General features: G+C 52.9%; 14 protein-coding genes. 8 read left to right on the plus strand and 6 right to left on the minus strand.

Annotated elements, in window-relative coordinates:
* Window positions 1–68: 68 nt before the first annotated feature.
* From parE to nudF, 5 genes are read right to left on the minus strand one after another with little or no spacing between them, the layout of a single operon-like run.
* Complete coding sequence (gene parE, locus ACTJJA_RS16445) at window positions 69–1,961, minus strand: DNA topoisomerase IV subunit B (protein WP_029740698.1); 1,893 nt, start codon at window positions 1,959–1,961, stop codon at window positions 69–71.
* A 28-nt stretch (window positions 1,962–1,989) separates the two neighbouring features.
* A complete protein-coding gene (yqiA, locus tag ACTJJA_RS16450; protein ID WP_042714984.1) occupies window positions 1,990–2,571 on the minus strand; it encodes an esterase YqiA in 582 nt (193 codons plus the stop codon).
* The gene (cpdA, locus tag ACTJJA_RS16455; RefSeq protein WP_089599602.1) at window positions 2,571–3,398 is read right to left on the minus strand and encodes a 3',5'-cyclic-AMP phosphodiesterase; all 828 of its coding nucleotides are present in this window, start codon (window positions 3,396–3,398) and stop codon (window positions 2,571–2,573) included. Before cpdA ends, yqiA begins: the two co-directional genes overlap by 1 nt.
* Before the next feature lie 27 nt (window positions 3,399–3,425).
* Window positions 3,426–3,848 carry a DUF1249 family protein gene (locus ACTJJA_RS16460; protein ID WP_003862516.1) on the minus strand — a complete coding sequence of 141 codons (423 nt, stop codon included), beginning with the start codon at window positions 3,846–3,848 and terminating at the stop codon, window positions 3,426–3,428.
* Window positions 3,845–4,477, minus strand: coding sequence for an ADP-ribose diphosphatase (gene nudF, locus ACTJJA_RS16465; RefSeq protein ID WP_089599604.1), 633 nt, complete (start codon window positions 4,475–4,477; stop codon window positions 3,845–3,847). Before nudF ends, ACTJJA_RS16460 begins: the two co-directional genes overlap by 4 nt.
* 203 nt (window positions 4,478–4,680) lie before the next feature.
* On the opposite strand from nudF, the gene tolC reads away from it, so the two are divergent.
* The 3 genes from tolC (at window position 4,681) to ACTJJA_RS16480 (ending at window position 8,166) form a co-directional block, all read left to right on the plus strand.
* The gene (tolC, locus tag ACTJJA_RS16470) at window positions 4,681–6,147 is read left to right on the plus strand and encodes an outer membrane channel protein TolC (RefSeq protein WP_192872891.1); all 1,467 of its coding nucleotides are present in this window, start codon (window positions 4,681–4,683) and stop codon (window positions 6,145–6,147) included.
* A 190-nt stretch (window positions 6,148–6,337) separates the two neighbouring features.
* On the plus strand, window positions 6,338–7,003 hold the full coding sequence (locus ACTJJA_RS16475) for a DUF1190 family protein (RefSeq protein ID WP_010435649.1): 666 nt from the start codon (window positions 6,338–6,340) through the stop codon (window positions 7,001–7,003).
* Window positions 7,004–7,005: 2 nt separating this feature from the next.
* On the plus strand, window positions 7,006–8,166 hold the full coding sequence (locus ACTJJA_RS16480; RefSeq protein ID WP_325827771.1) for a glutathionylspermidine synthase family protein: 1,161 nt from the start codon (window positions 7,006–7,008) through the stop codon (window positions 8,164–8,166).
* An 82-nt stretch (window positions 8,167–8,248) separates the two neighbouring features.
* On the opposite strand, the gene ygiD is transcribed toward ACTJJA_RS16480, so the two are convergent.
* On the minus strand, window positions 8,249–9,037 hold the full coding sequence (gene ygiD / locus ACTJJA_RS16485; protein WP_440668693.1) for a 4,5-DOPA dioxygenase extradiol: 789 nt from the start codon (window positions 9,035–9,037) through the stop codon (window positions 8,249–8,251).
* Window positions 9,038–9,168: 131 nt separating this feature from the next.
* Here ygiD and zupT point away from each other — a divergent pair, with 131 nt between their 5' ends.
* From zupT to ACTJJA_RS16510, 5 genes are all read left to right on the plus strand, one after another.
* Window positions 9,169–9,942, plus strand: coding sequence for a zinc transporter ZupT (gene zupT / locus ACTJJA_RS16490; RefSeq protein ID WP_010435656.1), 774 nt, complete (start codon window positions 9,169–9,171; stop codon window positions 9,940–9,942).
* Between the two features lie 425 nt (window positions 9,943–10,367).
* On the plus strand, window positions 10,368–10,943 hold the full coding sequence (locus tag ACTJJA_RS16495) for a fimbrial-like protein (protein WP_440668694.1): 576 nt from the start codon (window positions 10,368–10,370) through the stop codon (window positions 10,941–10,943).
* A gap of 81 nt (window positions 10,944–11,024) precedes the next feature.
* Entirely contained in the window at window positions 11,025–13,547 is a 2,523-nt protein-coding gene (locus ACTJJA_RS16500; protein ID WP_440668695.1) for a fimbria/pilus outer membrane usher protein, read from the plus strand.
* Window positions 13,548–13,562: 15 nt separating this feature from the next.
* Window positions 13,563–14,297: a fimbrial biogenesis chaperone gene (locus ACTJJA_RS16505; RefSeq protein WP_440668696.1), complete on the plus strand. Its 735-nt coding sequence runs from the start codon at window positions 13,563–13,565 to the stop codon at window positions 14,295–14,297.
* Window positions 14,298–14,299: 2 nt separating this feature from the next.
* A complete protein-coding gene (locus ACTJJA_RS16510; RefSeq protein ID WP_440668697.1) occupies window positions 14,300–15,364 on the plus strand; it encodes a pilus assembly protein in 1,065 nt (354 codons plus the stop codon).

Consider the following 15,364-nt stretch of genomic DNA (forward strand, 5'->3'; position numbering starts at 1 on the left):
ATCGTAGGCCCGGTAAGCGCAGCGCCACCGGGCAAAAAAAAGCCCTGCATCGCAGGGCTTTTTCAGCATCAGGCCTCAATATCCGCCATATCGCCTTTCTCCTGCAGCCAGTTACGTCGGTCTTCCGAACGTTTCTTGGCAAGGAGCATATCCATCATGGCGTTGGTTTGCTGTTCGTCTTCGTCGCTGATCGTCAGCTGCACCAGACGGCGCGTGTTCGGATCCAACGTCGTTTCGCGAAGCTGCATCGGGTTCATCTCGCCCAGCCCTTTAAAGCGCTGCACGTTCGGTTTGCCCTTCTTGCGCTTCAGCTGTTCCAGCACGCCCGCTTTTTCTTCTTCCGTCAGCGCGTAGTAAACCTCTTTACCGAGATCGATACGGTAGAGCGGCGGTAGCGCCACGTGAACGTGGCCGTTTTTCACCAGCGTTTTGAAGTGCTTCACGAACAGCGCGCACAGCAGCGTGGCGATGTGCAGACCATCGGAGTCCGCATCCGCGAGGATACAGATCTTGCCGTAGCGCAGCTGGCTCAGATCGTCGCTGTCCGGATCGATGCCGATCGCCACCGAGATATCGTGAACCTCCTGCGAGGCCAGCACTTCATCAGAAGAGACCTCCCAGGTATTCAGGATCTTACCCTTGAGCGGCATGATCGCCTGATATTCACGATCGCGCGCCTGCTTGGCCGATCCGCCCGCCGAGTCCCCTTCCACGAGGAACAGCTCGGTACGGTTGAGATCCTGCGCGGTACAGTCCGCCAGCTTGCCCGGCAGCGCGGGGCCACTGGTCAGCTTTTTACGCACCACTTTCTTCGCGGCACGCAGACGACGCTGGGCGCTGGAGATCGCCATTTCAGCCAGCATTTCTGCTGCCTGAACGTTCTGGTTCAGCCACAGGGTAAATGCATCTTTCACCACGCCGGAAACGAACGCCGCGCACTGACGTGACGACAGACGCTCTTTGGTCTGACCGGCAAACTGCGGATCCTGCATCTTCACGGAGAGGACGTAGGCGCAGCGATCCCAGATATCTTCCGCAGACAGCTTCACGCCGCGCGGCAGGATGTTGCGGTATTCGCAGAATTCGCGCATCGCGTCCAGCAGCCCCTGACGCAGGCCGTTGACGTGCGTACCGCCCAGCATGGTCGGGATCAGGTTAACGTAGCTTTCGGTCAGCAGCTCGCCGCCTTCCGGCAGCCACAGCAGCGCCCAGTCCACGGCTTCTGTATCGCCGCTAAAGTTACCGACAAACGGTTTTTCCGGCAGCGTTGGCAGGCCGTTTACCGCTTCGCACAGGTAGTCGTTCAGACCATCGGCGTAGCACCAGGTTTGCGCGGTATTGTTAACGTGGTCTGTAAAGGTGATTTCCACGCCCGGACACAGTACCGCTTTGGCTTTCAGCAGGTGCGTCAGGCGAGAAACAGAAAAACGCGGGCTGTCGAAGAAGCTTTCGTCAGGCCAGAAGTGCACGCTGGTGCCGGTATTGCGTTTGCCGCACGTGCCGACAACCTGCAGATCCTGCACCTTATCGCCGTTTTCAAAGGCGATGTTATAGACCTGGCCGTCGCGACGGACATTCACTTCCACGCGTTTGGACAGGGCGTTCACGACGGAAATGCCCACGCCGTGCAGGCCACCGGAGAACTGGTAGTTTTTGTTGGAGAACTTACCACCCGCATGCAGACGGCAGAGGATCAGCTCAACGGCAGGCACGCCCTCTTCCGGATGGATATCCACCGGCATGCCGCGCCCGTCGTCTATAACTTCCAGCGACTGATCGGCGTGCAGGATTACGTCAACGCGTTTGGCATGGCCTGCCAGCGCTTCGTCCACACTGTTATCAATAACTTCCTGGCCCAGGTGGTTTGGGCGCGTCGTATCGGTGTACATCCCCGGGCGGCGGCGAACCGGCTCAAGCCCGGTGAGGACCTCAATGGCATCAGCGTTATAGGTTTGCGTCATGATTTAAGCTAGCAATTCGCATTGATTGTCAGTGGCTGTGCAGTCCAAGAAAATCGACAATCTGGGTGAAATGATCCTCAAAGCCCGTGAAAGCATGGTTTCCGCCCTCTTCTATAGTCTGGCGGCAGGATGCGTAATACGCCACTGCCTGGCGGTAATCCAGCACTTCATCACCCGTCTGCTGCAGCAGCCAGATGAGATCCGGCGCTTCAAGCGGGTCGACCTGCATAACTTTGAGATCGTAAATATGGCGTGACTCTAGCACATATTGTTGGCCGGTGTAGGGGTTCTCGTTTTCGCCAAGAAAGTCCCTCAGTAGCTCAAATGGCCGTACCGCCGGGTTAACCACCACTGCGGGCAGCATAAAGCATTGCGACAGCCAGGTGGCGTAATATCCTCCCAGCGATGAACCGACCACGCCAAAGGATTCGCCACCGTGTTCGAGGACGATCGATTCCAGCATCTCCGCCGCTTCCGCCGGGTATGGCGGCAGTTGCGGGACAATCATCTCAACGTGCGGATGATGCTCGCTCAGCCAGTGGCGAAACTGCGTCGCTTTCGCGGATCGCGGCGAACTGTTGAACCCGTGAAGATAAAGAAGCGTAGACATCAATAGCCTTCTGAAGCGGTATCGGGGCGGAATTTTGCGCCTGACAAACGGCACACTTCTGTCGTCAGGTTGCCATCGGCATGCAGTTCCAGCCAGCGCCAGCCTGGTGCGATGGTGTCCAGGGTGAAGTTGGCGCAATGCGGCTTAAACTGCACGCAAGTGGACGGCGTGGCGAGCATTCTGCGGCCATTCCAGTCGAGATCCTGTTCCTGATGAATGTGTCCGCACAGCAGATTTTTCACGCGAGGGAAGTTCACCAGCACGCTGTCCAGTGCCGCTGAGTTACGCAGGCTGTGTTGATCGAGCCAGCTGCAGCCCGCTGGCAGCGGATGATGATGAAGCAACAGCAGCGTATTGCGTGCCGGTTCGGCAGCCAGTTTGGTTTCGAGCCAGTCAAGCTGAAACTCGCTTAACTCACCGTGCGGGACGCCAAAGACCTGGCTGTCGAGCAGTAAAATTTGCCAGTGGTCCCCTGCAAAAACACACTTCGCCGGGGAGATACCCGACTCCAGGAGCGAACTGTACATGGCAGGCTGGAAATCATGGTTGCCGGGCAGCCATACGCAAGGCACGCTGAAGCTCGCGATGCCTTCAGCAAAATGCTGGTAGGCCGCGGAGGACTGATCCTGCGCCAGATCGCCCGTTGCGACAATCAGATCGCAGGCGCGATCTTCGGCGTGAATCGCGTTGAGTACAGCCTGATAGCTCTCCCAGGTATTCACGCCCAGCAGAGTTTCATGCTTTTCGGCAAACAGGTGGGTATCGGTGATTTGTAATATCCTGACTGGCGCCCCACCAGCAACAGTCAGGTTCAACAGGCTTTCCAAATGGTGTCCTTAGGTAGGTTTATGACGCTAACAAACCGGAATCGCCATTGCTCCATGTGCTAAACAATATCTTAGCCAGTCGGCTAAAAACTGGTTAATTTGATGCTTTTCGTCGCGTTGATGCAACTTTTTATTCGGATAATCATACCGCGCTTTGAAGCGAAAGATCTGCTGGCTCGAACACACTTCAGCGACCATCGCGTCGTGATAGAGGCGCACCGTCATCGACGGCAAGCTCCAGTAGCTAATGCTGGGGGCCGTTTGCTCAATCTCTACCAGCGTAGTGTAGCGCGTTGATTCTGTTATCGTTAACCGATACTGCGCGTTGCTCACCTGATAGCTTACCGTTTCGCCGGGTGCGTCGTTTCGCGGCAGCAGGCGGCGCAGCTGTGCGAAATTGGTTTCGCACAGGCGCATCATTTCTGGGAAGTCAGGTGTATAGCGCTTCATTTTTTCCACTCGTTTCGTAATGTCTGATAATGCAGTTGCAGCCATTGCAGGGCGATGACAGACGCTGCGTTGTCGATTTTCCCCTCTTCTACCCACTGGTAAGCCTGTTCCCGGCTCACCACATGAACCCGAATATCTTCGTTTTCATCTGCCAGACCGTGGATCCCTTCCGCGGTCGTGGCGTCCACTTCGCCCACCATAATGGATAAGCGTTCACTTGTGCCACCCGGGCTTGCCAGATAGCTGAGCACGGGTTTTGTTCTCCCGACAACCAGACCTGCCTCTTCCAGCGCTTCGCGCCGGGCAACGTCTTCGACCGATTCGCCCTCTTCAATCATCCCGGCCACCATCTCCAGCAGCCACGGGCTTTCGCTGACGTCATAAGCGGCAATGCGGATCTGCTCAACCAGCACCACTTCATCGCGCACTGGGTCAAAGGGTAGCAAGACTGCAGCATGCCCGCGCTCAAAAATTTCGCGTTTGATTTCGCCGCTCATCTCGCCGTTAAACAGGCGATGCCTGAAACGGTAAAGATCCATTGAAAAAAAACCGCTATAAAGCGTTTCTCGTGCAATAATTTCTACATCGTTTTTGGCGAATGTGACGGGCAACTTCTCTGTTTTTTGCATAAATCATGTCCTGGTAGCAATGGTGATGAAATGATGAATTTCAAGGCTGTTTGGCTGCCGTTTGTAAGGCTATATGATAGATTGGTGCAAATTACCGCCAGATGGCACGTAACGCCAACCTTTTGGTGTGGATGATTCTGTTAGAATCGGCAATTATTTTTAATTAGATCAGCGCTAATACTGCTTCACAACAAGGAATGCAAATGAAGAAATTGCTCCCCATCCTTATCGGCCTGAGCCTGACGGGCTTCAGTGCAATGAGCCAGGCGGAAAACCTGTTACAGGTCTACCAGCAGGCACGTCTGGGCAACCCTGATTTACGTAAATCAGCGGCCGATCGTGATGCTGCGTTTGAAAAGATTAACGAAGCGCGTAGCCCGCTGCTGCCGCAGTTAGGTTTAGGTGCAGATTATACCTACAGCAACGGTTTCCGCGACGCTAACGGCGTTAACTCCAATGCCACCAGCGCATCACTGCAGTTAACCCAGACGCTGTTTGACATGTCCAAATGGCGCGCCCTGACCCTGCAGGAAAAGAGCGCGGGCATTCAGGATGTGACGTATCAGACCGATCAGCAGACGCTGATCCTCAATACCGCCACCGCGTACTTCAACGTGCTGAGCGCGATTGACTCGCTCTCCTACACCGAAGCGCAGAAACAGGCGATTTACCGTCAGTTGGATCAAACCACCCAGCGCTTCAACGTGGGTCTGGTGGCGATCACCGACGTGCAGAACGCCCGTTCACAGTACGACAGCGTACTGGCCAACGAAGTCACCGCGCGTAACAACCTTGATAACGCGCTGGAATCACTTCGTCAGGTGACGGGTAACTACTACCCTGAGCTGGCCTCCCTGAACGTGGACAGCTTCAAAACCGATAAGCCGCAGGCCGTTAACGCCCTGCTGAAAGAAGCGGAAAACCGCAACCTGGCGTTATTGCAGGCGCGTCTGAGCCAGGATCTGGCCCGCGAGCAAATCCGCCAGGCGCAGGATGGCCATCTGCCAACCCTGAGCCTGAGCGCCTCTACCGGTGTCTCTGATACGACCTATAGCGGTTCTAAAACCAACTCAGCCCAGTATGACGACAGCAACCAGGGTCAGAACAAAGTGGGTCTGAGCTTCTCCCTGCCGCTGTACCAGGGCGGCATGGTGAACTCCCAGGTGAAACAGGCGCAGTACAACTTTGTTGGCGCAAGCGAGCAGCTGGAAAGCGCGCACCGTAACGTGGTGCAGACCGTGCGTTCTTCCTTCAACAACGTGAACGCCTCTATCAGCAGCATCAACGCCTATAAACAGGCCGTTGTGTCTGCACAAAGCTCCCTGGATGCAATGGAAGCGGGCTACTCGGTCGGTACGCGTACCATCGTTGACGTACTCGACGCGACCACCACGCTGTACAACGCGAAACAGCAGCTCTCCAGCGCACGTTACCAGTACCTGATTAACCAGCTGAACATCAAGCAGGCGCTGGGTACGCTGAACGAACAGGATCTGCAGATGCTGAACAGCACGCTGGGCAAACCGGTTTCGACTTCACCGGAAAGCGTTGCACCGGAGAACCCGCAGCAGGTTGCCGCGGTGGATAACTTCAACGCTGAAGGCAGCGCGCCTGCTGCACAGCCAGCGGCAGCACGTACCAACACCGGCAGCAATCCGTTCCGTAACTAAGAGTGTCATCAGGCCCACTGCGGCCTGATGCCCTCACCCCGGCCCTCTCCCACAGGGAGAGGGAGCATCTAAATCACACCCGAACGTAAGCCAACGTAAAGATCCCCCTCATTCCGCCCCTCTTCGCTTCATTTTCAACCACTCATCCTCTATCCTGAGCGTTATTACCACTGGGTCCTGGAAGACAAACATGAAACGGACAAAAACGATGAATCACGCGTCGTTCCGCAAAAGCTGGAACGCACGTCACCTCACCCCTGTTGCGCTGGCGGTCACCGCCGTCTTTATGCTGGCAGGCTGTGAGCAAAGCGACGAAACGGTCTCGATGTATCAAAACGCAGACGACTGCTCGGCCGCAACCGGCAAAGCCGCGGAATGTACGACGGCTTATAACAGCGCGCTGAAAGAAGCGGAACGTACTGCACCGAAATATGCTTCGCGCGAAGACTGCGTGGCGGAATTCGGCGAAGGTCAGTGCCAGCAGGCTCCTGCTCAGGCAGGCATGGCGCCGGAAAACCAGGCGCAGGCGCAGTCCAGCGGCAGCTTCTGGATGCCGCTGATGGCGGGCTACATGATGGGCCGCATGATGAGCGGCGGCGCGGGCTACCAGCAGCAGCCGCTGTTTAGCTCCAAAAACCCAAACAGCCCGGCATACGGTAAATACACCGATGCCACCGGTAAAAACTACGGTGCAGCAACGCCTGGCCGTACCACAACCGTGCCGAAAACGGCGATGGCACCTAAGCCAGCGACCACCAGCACCATCACCCGCGGTGGCTTCGGTGAGTCTGTGGCGAAACAGACCACCATGCAGCGTAGCGCGACCGGGTCTTCTACTCGCTCAATGGGCGGCTGATTATGGAACGAGTCAGTATTGTCGAGCGCCCGGACTGGCGCGAAAAGGCCACTGAATACGGTTTTAACTTCCACACCATGTACGGCGAGCCGTACTGGTGTGAAGATGCTTACTACAAGCTCACGCTGGCCCAGGTTGAAAAGCTGGAAGAGGTCACCGCTGAACTTCACCAGATGTGCCTGAAGGTCGTGGAAAAGGTTATCGACAGCGATGAGCTGATGACCAAATTCCGCATTCCGAAGCACACCTGGAGCTTTGTACGCCAGTCGTGGAAAACGAACCAACCTTCACTTTACTCTCGCCTCGATCTCGCCTGGGATGGCGTGGGTGAACCTAAGCTCCTGGAAAATAACGCCGATACCCCAACCTCCCTGTATGAAGCGGCATTCTTCCAGTGGATTTGGCTGGAAGATCAAATCAATGCTGGAAACCTGCCGGAAGGGAGCGACCAGTTCAACAGCCTGCAGGAAAAGCTGATTGAGCGTTTCGCCGAACTGCGCGAACAGCACGGCTTCAATCTGCTGCATCTCGCCTGCTGCCGTGACACGGAAGAAGACCGCGGTACGGTTCAATACCTACAAGACTGCGCCGCCGAAGCGGACGTCGCCACGGAGTTCCTCTATATCGAGGATATTGGTCTGGGTGAAAAAGGTCAGTTTACGGATATGCAGGATCAGGTGATCAGTAACCTGTTCAAGCTCTACCCGTGGGAATACATGCTGCGCGAGATGTTCTCCACCAAGCTGGAAGACGCTGGCGTGCGCTGGCTGGAGCCAGCGTGGAAGAGCATTATTTCGAATAAAGCCCTGCTACCGATGCTGTGGGAGATGTTCCCGAACCACCCTAACCTGCTGGCGGCGTACTTTGCGGAAGACGATCACCCGCAAATGGAAAAATACGTCGTGAAGCCGATCTTCTCCCGCGAGGGGGCAAACGTCTCCATCATCGAAAACGGCAAAACGCTGGAAGCGGTTGAAGGTCCATACGGTGAGGAAGGGATGATCGTCCAGGAGTTCTATCAACTGCCGAAGTTTGGCGACAGCTATACGCTGATTGGTAGCTGGCTCATTAACGATCAGCCTGCCGGGATTGGCATCCGCGAAGACCGTGCGCTGATCACTCAGGATCTGTCGCGCTTCTATCCGCATATTTTTATTGAGTAAGACTTGCCCGGTGGCCCTACGCTTACCGGGCCTACGCGCGACATGTAGGCCGGTTAAGGCGAAGCCGCCACCCGGCATGTTTTTACCCAATCTGCACCGACAGCATACTCAAACTCCCCATCTCAATACCATCAATCGGGATCGTAATCGGTTCCTGACCATCCCACGCGCCAAGCACATACAGCAGCGGCAGGAAATGCTCCGGGGTCGGGTTAGAGAGCGAACCGCCTTCGTGATCCAGATAGTTCACCAGCGGATGCGCCTCACTCGGGCCTTGCCAGGTCAGGTTTGCTTTGACGTAGTCGTTAAACGAGGTTGCCCACGGGTACGGCGTGTTCTCTCCGTGCCAGCGCGCCGTACGCAGGTTATGCACCACGTTACCACTCGCCACCAGCATGATGCCTTCATCACGCAGGGTTGCCAGCTTGCGGCCCATTTCCAGATGCCAGGCGGCGGGTTTGGTGCTGTCGATGCTCAACTGCACCAATGGGATATCGGCATCCGGGTACATTTTAATCAGCACGCCCCAGGAGCCATGGTCAAAACCCCAGGCTTCTTTATCCAGTGTAACCGGGACAGGCGCCAGCAGCTCCACCAGCTGCTGAGCCAGCGCTGGTGAGCCAGGGGCGGGGTAATGCGTATCATACAGTGCCTGCGGGAAACCGCCGAAATCATGAATGGTTTTCGGTGCTTCCATCGCCGTAACGCCGGTACCTCGCGTAAACCAGTGCGCAGATACCACCACAATGGCTTTCGGACGCGGCAACGTCTCACCCAACTGGCGCCAGGCTCGGGTATAGACGTTATCCTCCAGGACGTTCATTGGGCTACCGTGGCCTAAAAACAGTGCTGGCATACGAGAAGAAGACATGATGATATCCTTACAGACGGTGTCAATTTGATTGGGCTACATTACGCGCAATCCGGTAAAGATGAACGCTGATAAGCATGAAGAACATCTTCAGGAAATTTGAATATAAGGGACAGATAAAGGAGAGATGAATGTCAGTACCTCTGATGTTGACCGTCCTGGCGGGTGCAGCCACCTTCATTGGCGCGATCCTGGGCGTACTCGGCCAGAAACCCTCTAACCGTGTGCTGGCTTTTTCACTCGGTTTTGCTGCTGGCATTATGCTGCTTATCTCCTTGATGGAGATGCTGCCCGCCGCCCTTGGCACAGAGGGCATGTCCCCACTTCTGGGCTACGGCATGTTTGTCTTTGGTCTGCTCGGGTATTTCGCTCTCGATCGCATGCTTCCGCACGCGCATCCGCAAGATTTAATGCAGGAAAATGTCACCCCTTCGCCGCGTAATATCAAGCGCACGGCGATACTGTTGACGCTGGGCATCAGCCTGCATAACTTCCCGGAGGGCGTCGCCACCTACGTGACGGCCAGCAGCAATCTGGAAATGGGCTTTGGCATCGCGCTGGCGGTCGCCTTACACAATATTCCTGAAGGACTTGCCGTTGCGGGACCGGTGTATGCAGCCACCGGCTCAAAACGTACTGCCGTTTTCTGGGCCGGTATTTCAGGTATCGCCGAGATTCTGGGTGGCGTACTGGCATGGCTGATTCTTGGCAGTCTGGTATCACCTGTGGTGATGGCAGCCATTATGGCCGCGGTGGCCGGGATTATGGTCGCACTTTCAGTAGATGAACTAATGCCGCTGGCAAAAGAGATCGACCCCAATAACAACCCCAGCTATGGCGTGCTGTGCGGTATGTCGGTGATGGGGTTTAGCCTGGTCTTGTTACAGTCGGCAGGTATAGGCTGAGCGGTTGCGCTCCCTTTTTTGCGGGAGCGCAATTTTTTGAAATGTCAGTGAGTGCCAACCATCATTATCAATGATATTAAGTCCGGCACCATACTTTCCGAATGCCATAGAATTCACTAAAGAAATATTATTTATAACTATTTCCCGTAAAATAATTACCGCTTTGTGTATTAAAAACACCTTCAAAAGGTTGATGTTAATCACTATTTAAACCAAGCACCTTGGATTTTGAGTTACAGCACATCTCCCTCTCATAATTTCAAACAATTTATTAATTATCTCTAAATCCATCGTTAAGAAATGCTCACGAGATCATCCATATTGTGACTGATATATTTCGACCGCTTTTATGAAATGAAAGTGTTGCAATATTAATTTATTAAACGTATTGCGATTTCAAATCTTAGATAAAGGATTATATCTTCATGTTTAACAAAACTATTCTGGCAGTTGCGACAACGGCACTGCTTTCTGGACTGTCATTCACTGCTGTTGCAGTAGATAATCAGGGTTCAGGTAAGATCACATTCACTGGCGAAGTGATCAGCGCACCATGCTCTATCACCCCAGGAGATGAAAATCAGACCGTTGAATTAGGTGAAGTCGCGGATAGCGTGCTGAACAGCGGTAAAAATTCGCTGCCGGTTGACGTGAATATCCACCTGCAGGATTGCATACTTTCGACCACGACCGGACAAACCACTACCACTATCGACAAAGTAAAGGTCACCTTCACCTCTGCAAGTACCGATACCACCGACACGAGCCTGATGAAAAACACCCTTGATGGCAACATCGGCGGAGCGACAGGTGTGGGTGTTCGTTTACTGGATAGCGGTAGCAATAAAGTGAAGCTGGGCGAGGCAATAGAAGTCTCATTCCCAACCACTAACGCCTATCAGGAACTGAACTTTAAAGCCCGCATGGAACCTTTATCAGGCAGCACTGCTACCCCAGGTAACGTTCAGGCCCAGGCGAACTACGTTCTCGATTACAAATAATTCTTTGTTATTGCCTGAAGTATCAGCCGATGAAGGACTCATCGGCTTTTAAGTATTCCTTTATTAACGCGAAACGGATTTATGCTAAAACACTCAGCGCATCAACTTTCTCGCCTCACTGCTTTCATAAAGCATTCGCTGAGCGCCACGTTTTACTCAGCATTATTCGTATTGCCGGTATCCGCCGTTGAATTCAACACGGATATGATTGACGTTGAAGATCGCAGCAATATTGATATTTCCCAGTTTGAGAAAAAAGGCCACATCGTGCCGGGAAGCTATCTCGTTCGCATTCAGGTCAATAAAAACGCGTTACCGCAACCCGCGACAATGGAATGGATCGCAACGGATAACGACAGCGGCTCGCAAATTTGTGTCAACGCAGAACAATTGTCCGCTTTCGGATTGAGCACCGACTTTATTTCAACACGCCATTTTTATCAGGGCGGACGATGCCTGGATCTTTCGGGTGTTCCAGAACTGGTTTTTTCACTCAATAAAGGCACTATGGTGCTGTCCGTCACCGTCCCTCAGGCATGGATGACGTATCAGGCACAAAACTGGACACCGCCTGAATTCTGGGATGAAGGCATTGCGGGTGTGTTACTCGATTATAATCTCTATGCCAGCCAGTACGATCCGCACGGGGGCGACGACAGCCAGAATGTTAGCGCTTACGGCACGCTTGGGTTTAACCTCGGCGCATGGCGGCTGCGTTCAGATTATCAATACAATCAAAACTTCCGTAAGGGTGAGTCGACCGGCAGCGACAGCAGTCTGGCACGGACTTATCTGTACCGCCCTGTTCCTTCGCTGTCATCAAAAATGACGCTCGGGCAATATGATTTAAGCTCGGATATTTTTGATACCTTCCACTTTACCGGTGCATCGTTGGAAAGTGACGAAAGCATGCTGCCACCCGATTTACAAGGCTATGCACCGCAAATTACCGGTATTGCGCAGACCAATGCCAAAGTGACCGTCACCCAGTCTGGCCGCGTCCTTTATCAAACAACCGTCGCGCCGGGTCCTTTCACGATTTCCGACCTGGGTGAAACCTACCAGGGTCAGTTGGACGTGACAGTTGAAGAGGAAGATGGGCGCAAAACCACCTTCCAGGTCGGATCTTCCTCCATCCCCTTCCTGACCCGAAAAGGCCAGGTGCGTTATAAAACCTCTGTCGGAAAACCCACCGCAACGGGACATAACGACATCAATAACCCCCTTTTCTGGACAGGTGAACTCTCCTGGGGTTGGCTGAGTAATGTGTCATTGTATGGTGGCACCATGCTGACGGCATATGACTATCAGGCGATGACTACCGGTATCGGCTTCAACCTGGATGAGCTCGGTTCGCTATCCTTTGATGTGACAGGCGCCGAGGCTACGTTGCATCAGGAAAACAATGATAAACAGCGTGGTTACAGCTATCGCGTAAACTACGCTAAGCGCTTCGAGGCAACCGGTAGCCAGATTACCTTTGCCGGTTATCGATTCTCGGATAAAGAATATGTCTCAATGAGCGAGTATCTCGCCTCCCGTGATGGTGATACCTCAACGACAAACGAAAAAGAGAGTTATGTCATCTCCTTCAACCAGTACCTTGACTCTCTGGCATTAAATACTTATCTCAACGTTACTCGTAATACTTACTGGGATAACAGCAGTAATACGAACTACTCCTTTTCGCTGAGCCGCAATTTTGATATTGGCGATTTCAGAGGGCTATCCGCTTCGCTGGCGCTGAGCCGCGTGCGCTGGGATGACAGTGACGAAAATCAGATCTATTTTTCCTTCACCCTCCCGCTGGAGCAGAGCCGTAGCATTATGTACAGCTATCAGCGCTCAGGTGGCGACAGTGCGTCTCATATGGCTTCCTATTACGATTCATCCGATCGCAACAATACGTGGAATCTCTCTGCTTCTACGACAGAAGAGGATTTACGCGAAGGCGAACCGTCATTGCGTGGCGGATATCAGCACTATTCTCCTTACGGACGTCTCAACCTGTCAGGGAGCGTTCAACCTAATCACTATCGTTCAATCAGCGCTGGCTGGAGTGGTTCGATCACGGCTACGCGACATGGTGTCGCCCTGCATGATTACAGCCCGGCTGATAATGCCCGCATGATGATTGATGCTGATGGTGTTTCAGGAGTTGAGGTCAACAGTACGCGCACGCGCACTAACGCATTTGGTATTGCCGTTGTGCCCTCTCTCACCAACTACACCACTTCAACGGTGCGTGTAAACAGCAATACATTGCCTGATGGTGTGGATATAGAAAACTCCGTCATTCGAACCACGCTGACAGAAGGTGCCATAGGCTATAGCAAGCTCAACGCCACCAGCGGCTACCAAATTGTCGGCATCATTCGTCAGGAAAACGGGCAGTATCCGCCTTTGGGCGTCAGCGTCATCGACAGCGCCTCGGGCAAAGAAGTCGGGCTGGTCGCCGAAGAAGGGTTCGTTTATCTCAGTGGGATTCAGGAAAACAGTACGTTACGTCTCACCTGGTCTGGCAACGCGTGCGAAATCACGCCACCGAACCAAAGTAACCTCAGCGGTGACGCTATATTTTTACCTTGTAAAACAGTGCATTAATTCAGGACGAATAAAATGAACATCACGATGATTTCAAAAGGACTTATCTGTCTCCTGGGAGTGTGCAGCTTTGCACATGCCACCGTATCGCCGGACAGAACACGCATCATTTTCAACGCGTCAGCAAAAAGCGTGGCGGTCAGACTGACGAACCAAAGTAAAACCGATCCTTATCTTGCTCAGTCGTGGATAGAGGATAAAGAGGGTAAGAAAACGCGCGAGTTTATCTCCCCTATTCCGCCATTACTGCGAATAGAGCCAGACGAACAGGCGCAGGTTCGCCTGATGGCGCAGCAAAATCTCAGCCGCCTTCCAGCCGATCGAGAATCACTGTTTTATTACAATATGCGCGAGATCCCCCCCAAAGCAGAGCAGAAGAACGTGATGCAAATAGCCATGCAAAGCCGCCTTAAACTGTTCTGGCGGCCAAAAGCCATTGAGCTAAAAGAGGGTCAATTTGTGCCACTGGACAAGGTGGTGATATCCCGTTCCTCTGACGGTCTGCAACTTAAAAATCCCAGCCCTTACTATATCACCGTGGGTTATATCGGACTGAATGGCAAAACACTCTTGCCGGGTGCAGAGAGCGTGATGGTTGAACCTTTCGGCCAGGCCACTCAAAAGCTGAAAAATTTACCGGCAGAATTTCAGATTGGTTATATCGGCGACTATGGCGGACTAGAAATGTTCAAAGTGAACTGCAATGCAGTGCAAACTGCCTGCCAAAGCCAATCGGTGAAAAAGGGATAATAATGAAAAAAATCTACCTCGCCATGATCGTGATTTGTTGTATCTTTTCATCCTCTGCATGGGCATTAAATTGTTATAAAAACAATGCAGGCGGTGAGAGCCTGGTCACGACAACACTCCCGGCGTTCACCGTACCGGCCAATGCGCCGCAAGGGCAGAAGATTTGGGAAAGTGGAGATCTGCTGGTCACCGTTTACTGCGACAGCGCGACGCGAGACCATAATAAGTCCGTTGAGGACGACCCGTGGAGTGAGAATATTTACGCGTATATTCTGGACAGTTTCCATAATACGGATAGTCTGGTGACTAATAACCCTTACCTGGCGTTTGGGGTGACCTATAGCGGCATCGACTACGATACACCTGATATCAAAATCGATACCGGGGTATGTTTAGATAAGATGGATGACCATTCCCGAGCGTATTCCGTTGCTGCCTGTAACGGAACAACGATTAAGAAAAATGTCTCTTTTACGGTACGATTTCGTCTCTATGTTAAGTTAAAGGCCGTGCCTACAGAGCAGTTTAATTTCAGTTTTCCGGCTGTCACCGTGCTCACTTTTGATGGAGTCGGCGGAATCAACGTCATGCCTAACGCAAAAAACCTCCATTATGATATTAATGGTCTGTCAAATATTCATTTTCTTGATTGCGGGGTGAATATCAGAATTTACCCCGATAATCAGATCGTGAATTTTGGGCAATTTACTGAAAGAGAGGTAAATGGCAAGGCTCTCACAGCCCCGTTTAGCGTCTCGACGATTAAAGATGCCACTGCGGGATGTACGGAACAGTTTGACGTCACAACCAGTTTTTACACCACCGATACGCTTTATGATGAAACTCATCTGGACATGGGAAATGGCTTACTTATGCGAATCATCGATAAAGTGAATGGTGACATCACCTATAACCAGTATCAGCCCTTTGCGACCTATTCACCGGACGATACAATAACCACAACAATCACGCACGATTACACTGCTGAACTGACTGCTAAGGCCGGTGAGTCCATCACAATGGGCCCTTTTAGCAAAGATCTGATCGTGAAAATCAATTATCAATAG

This window comes from Enterobacter sp. 22452 (assembly GCF_052045065.1).
GTDB classification, from domain to species: Bacteria; Pseudomonadota; Gammaproteobacteria; order Enterobacterales; family Enterobacteriaceae; genus Enterobacter; species Enterobacter mori.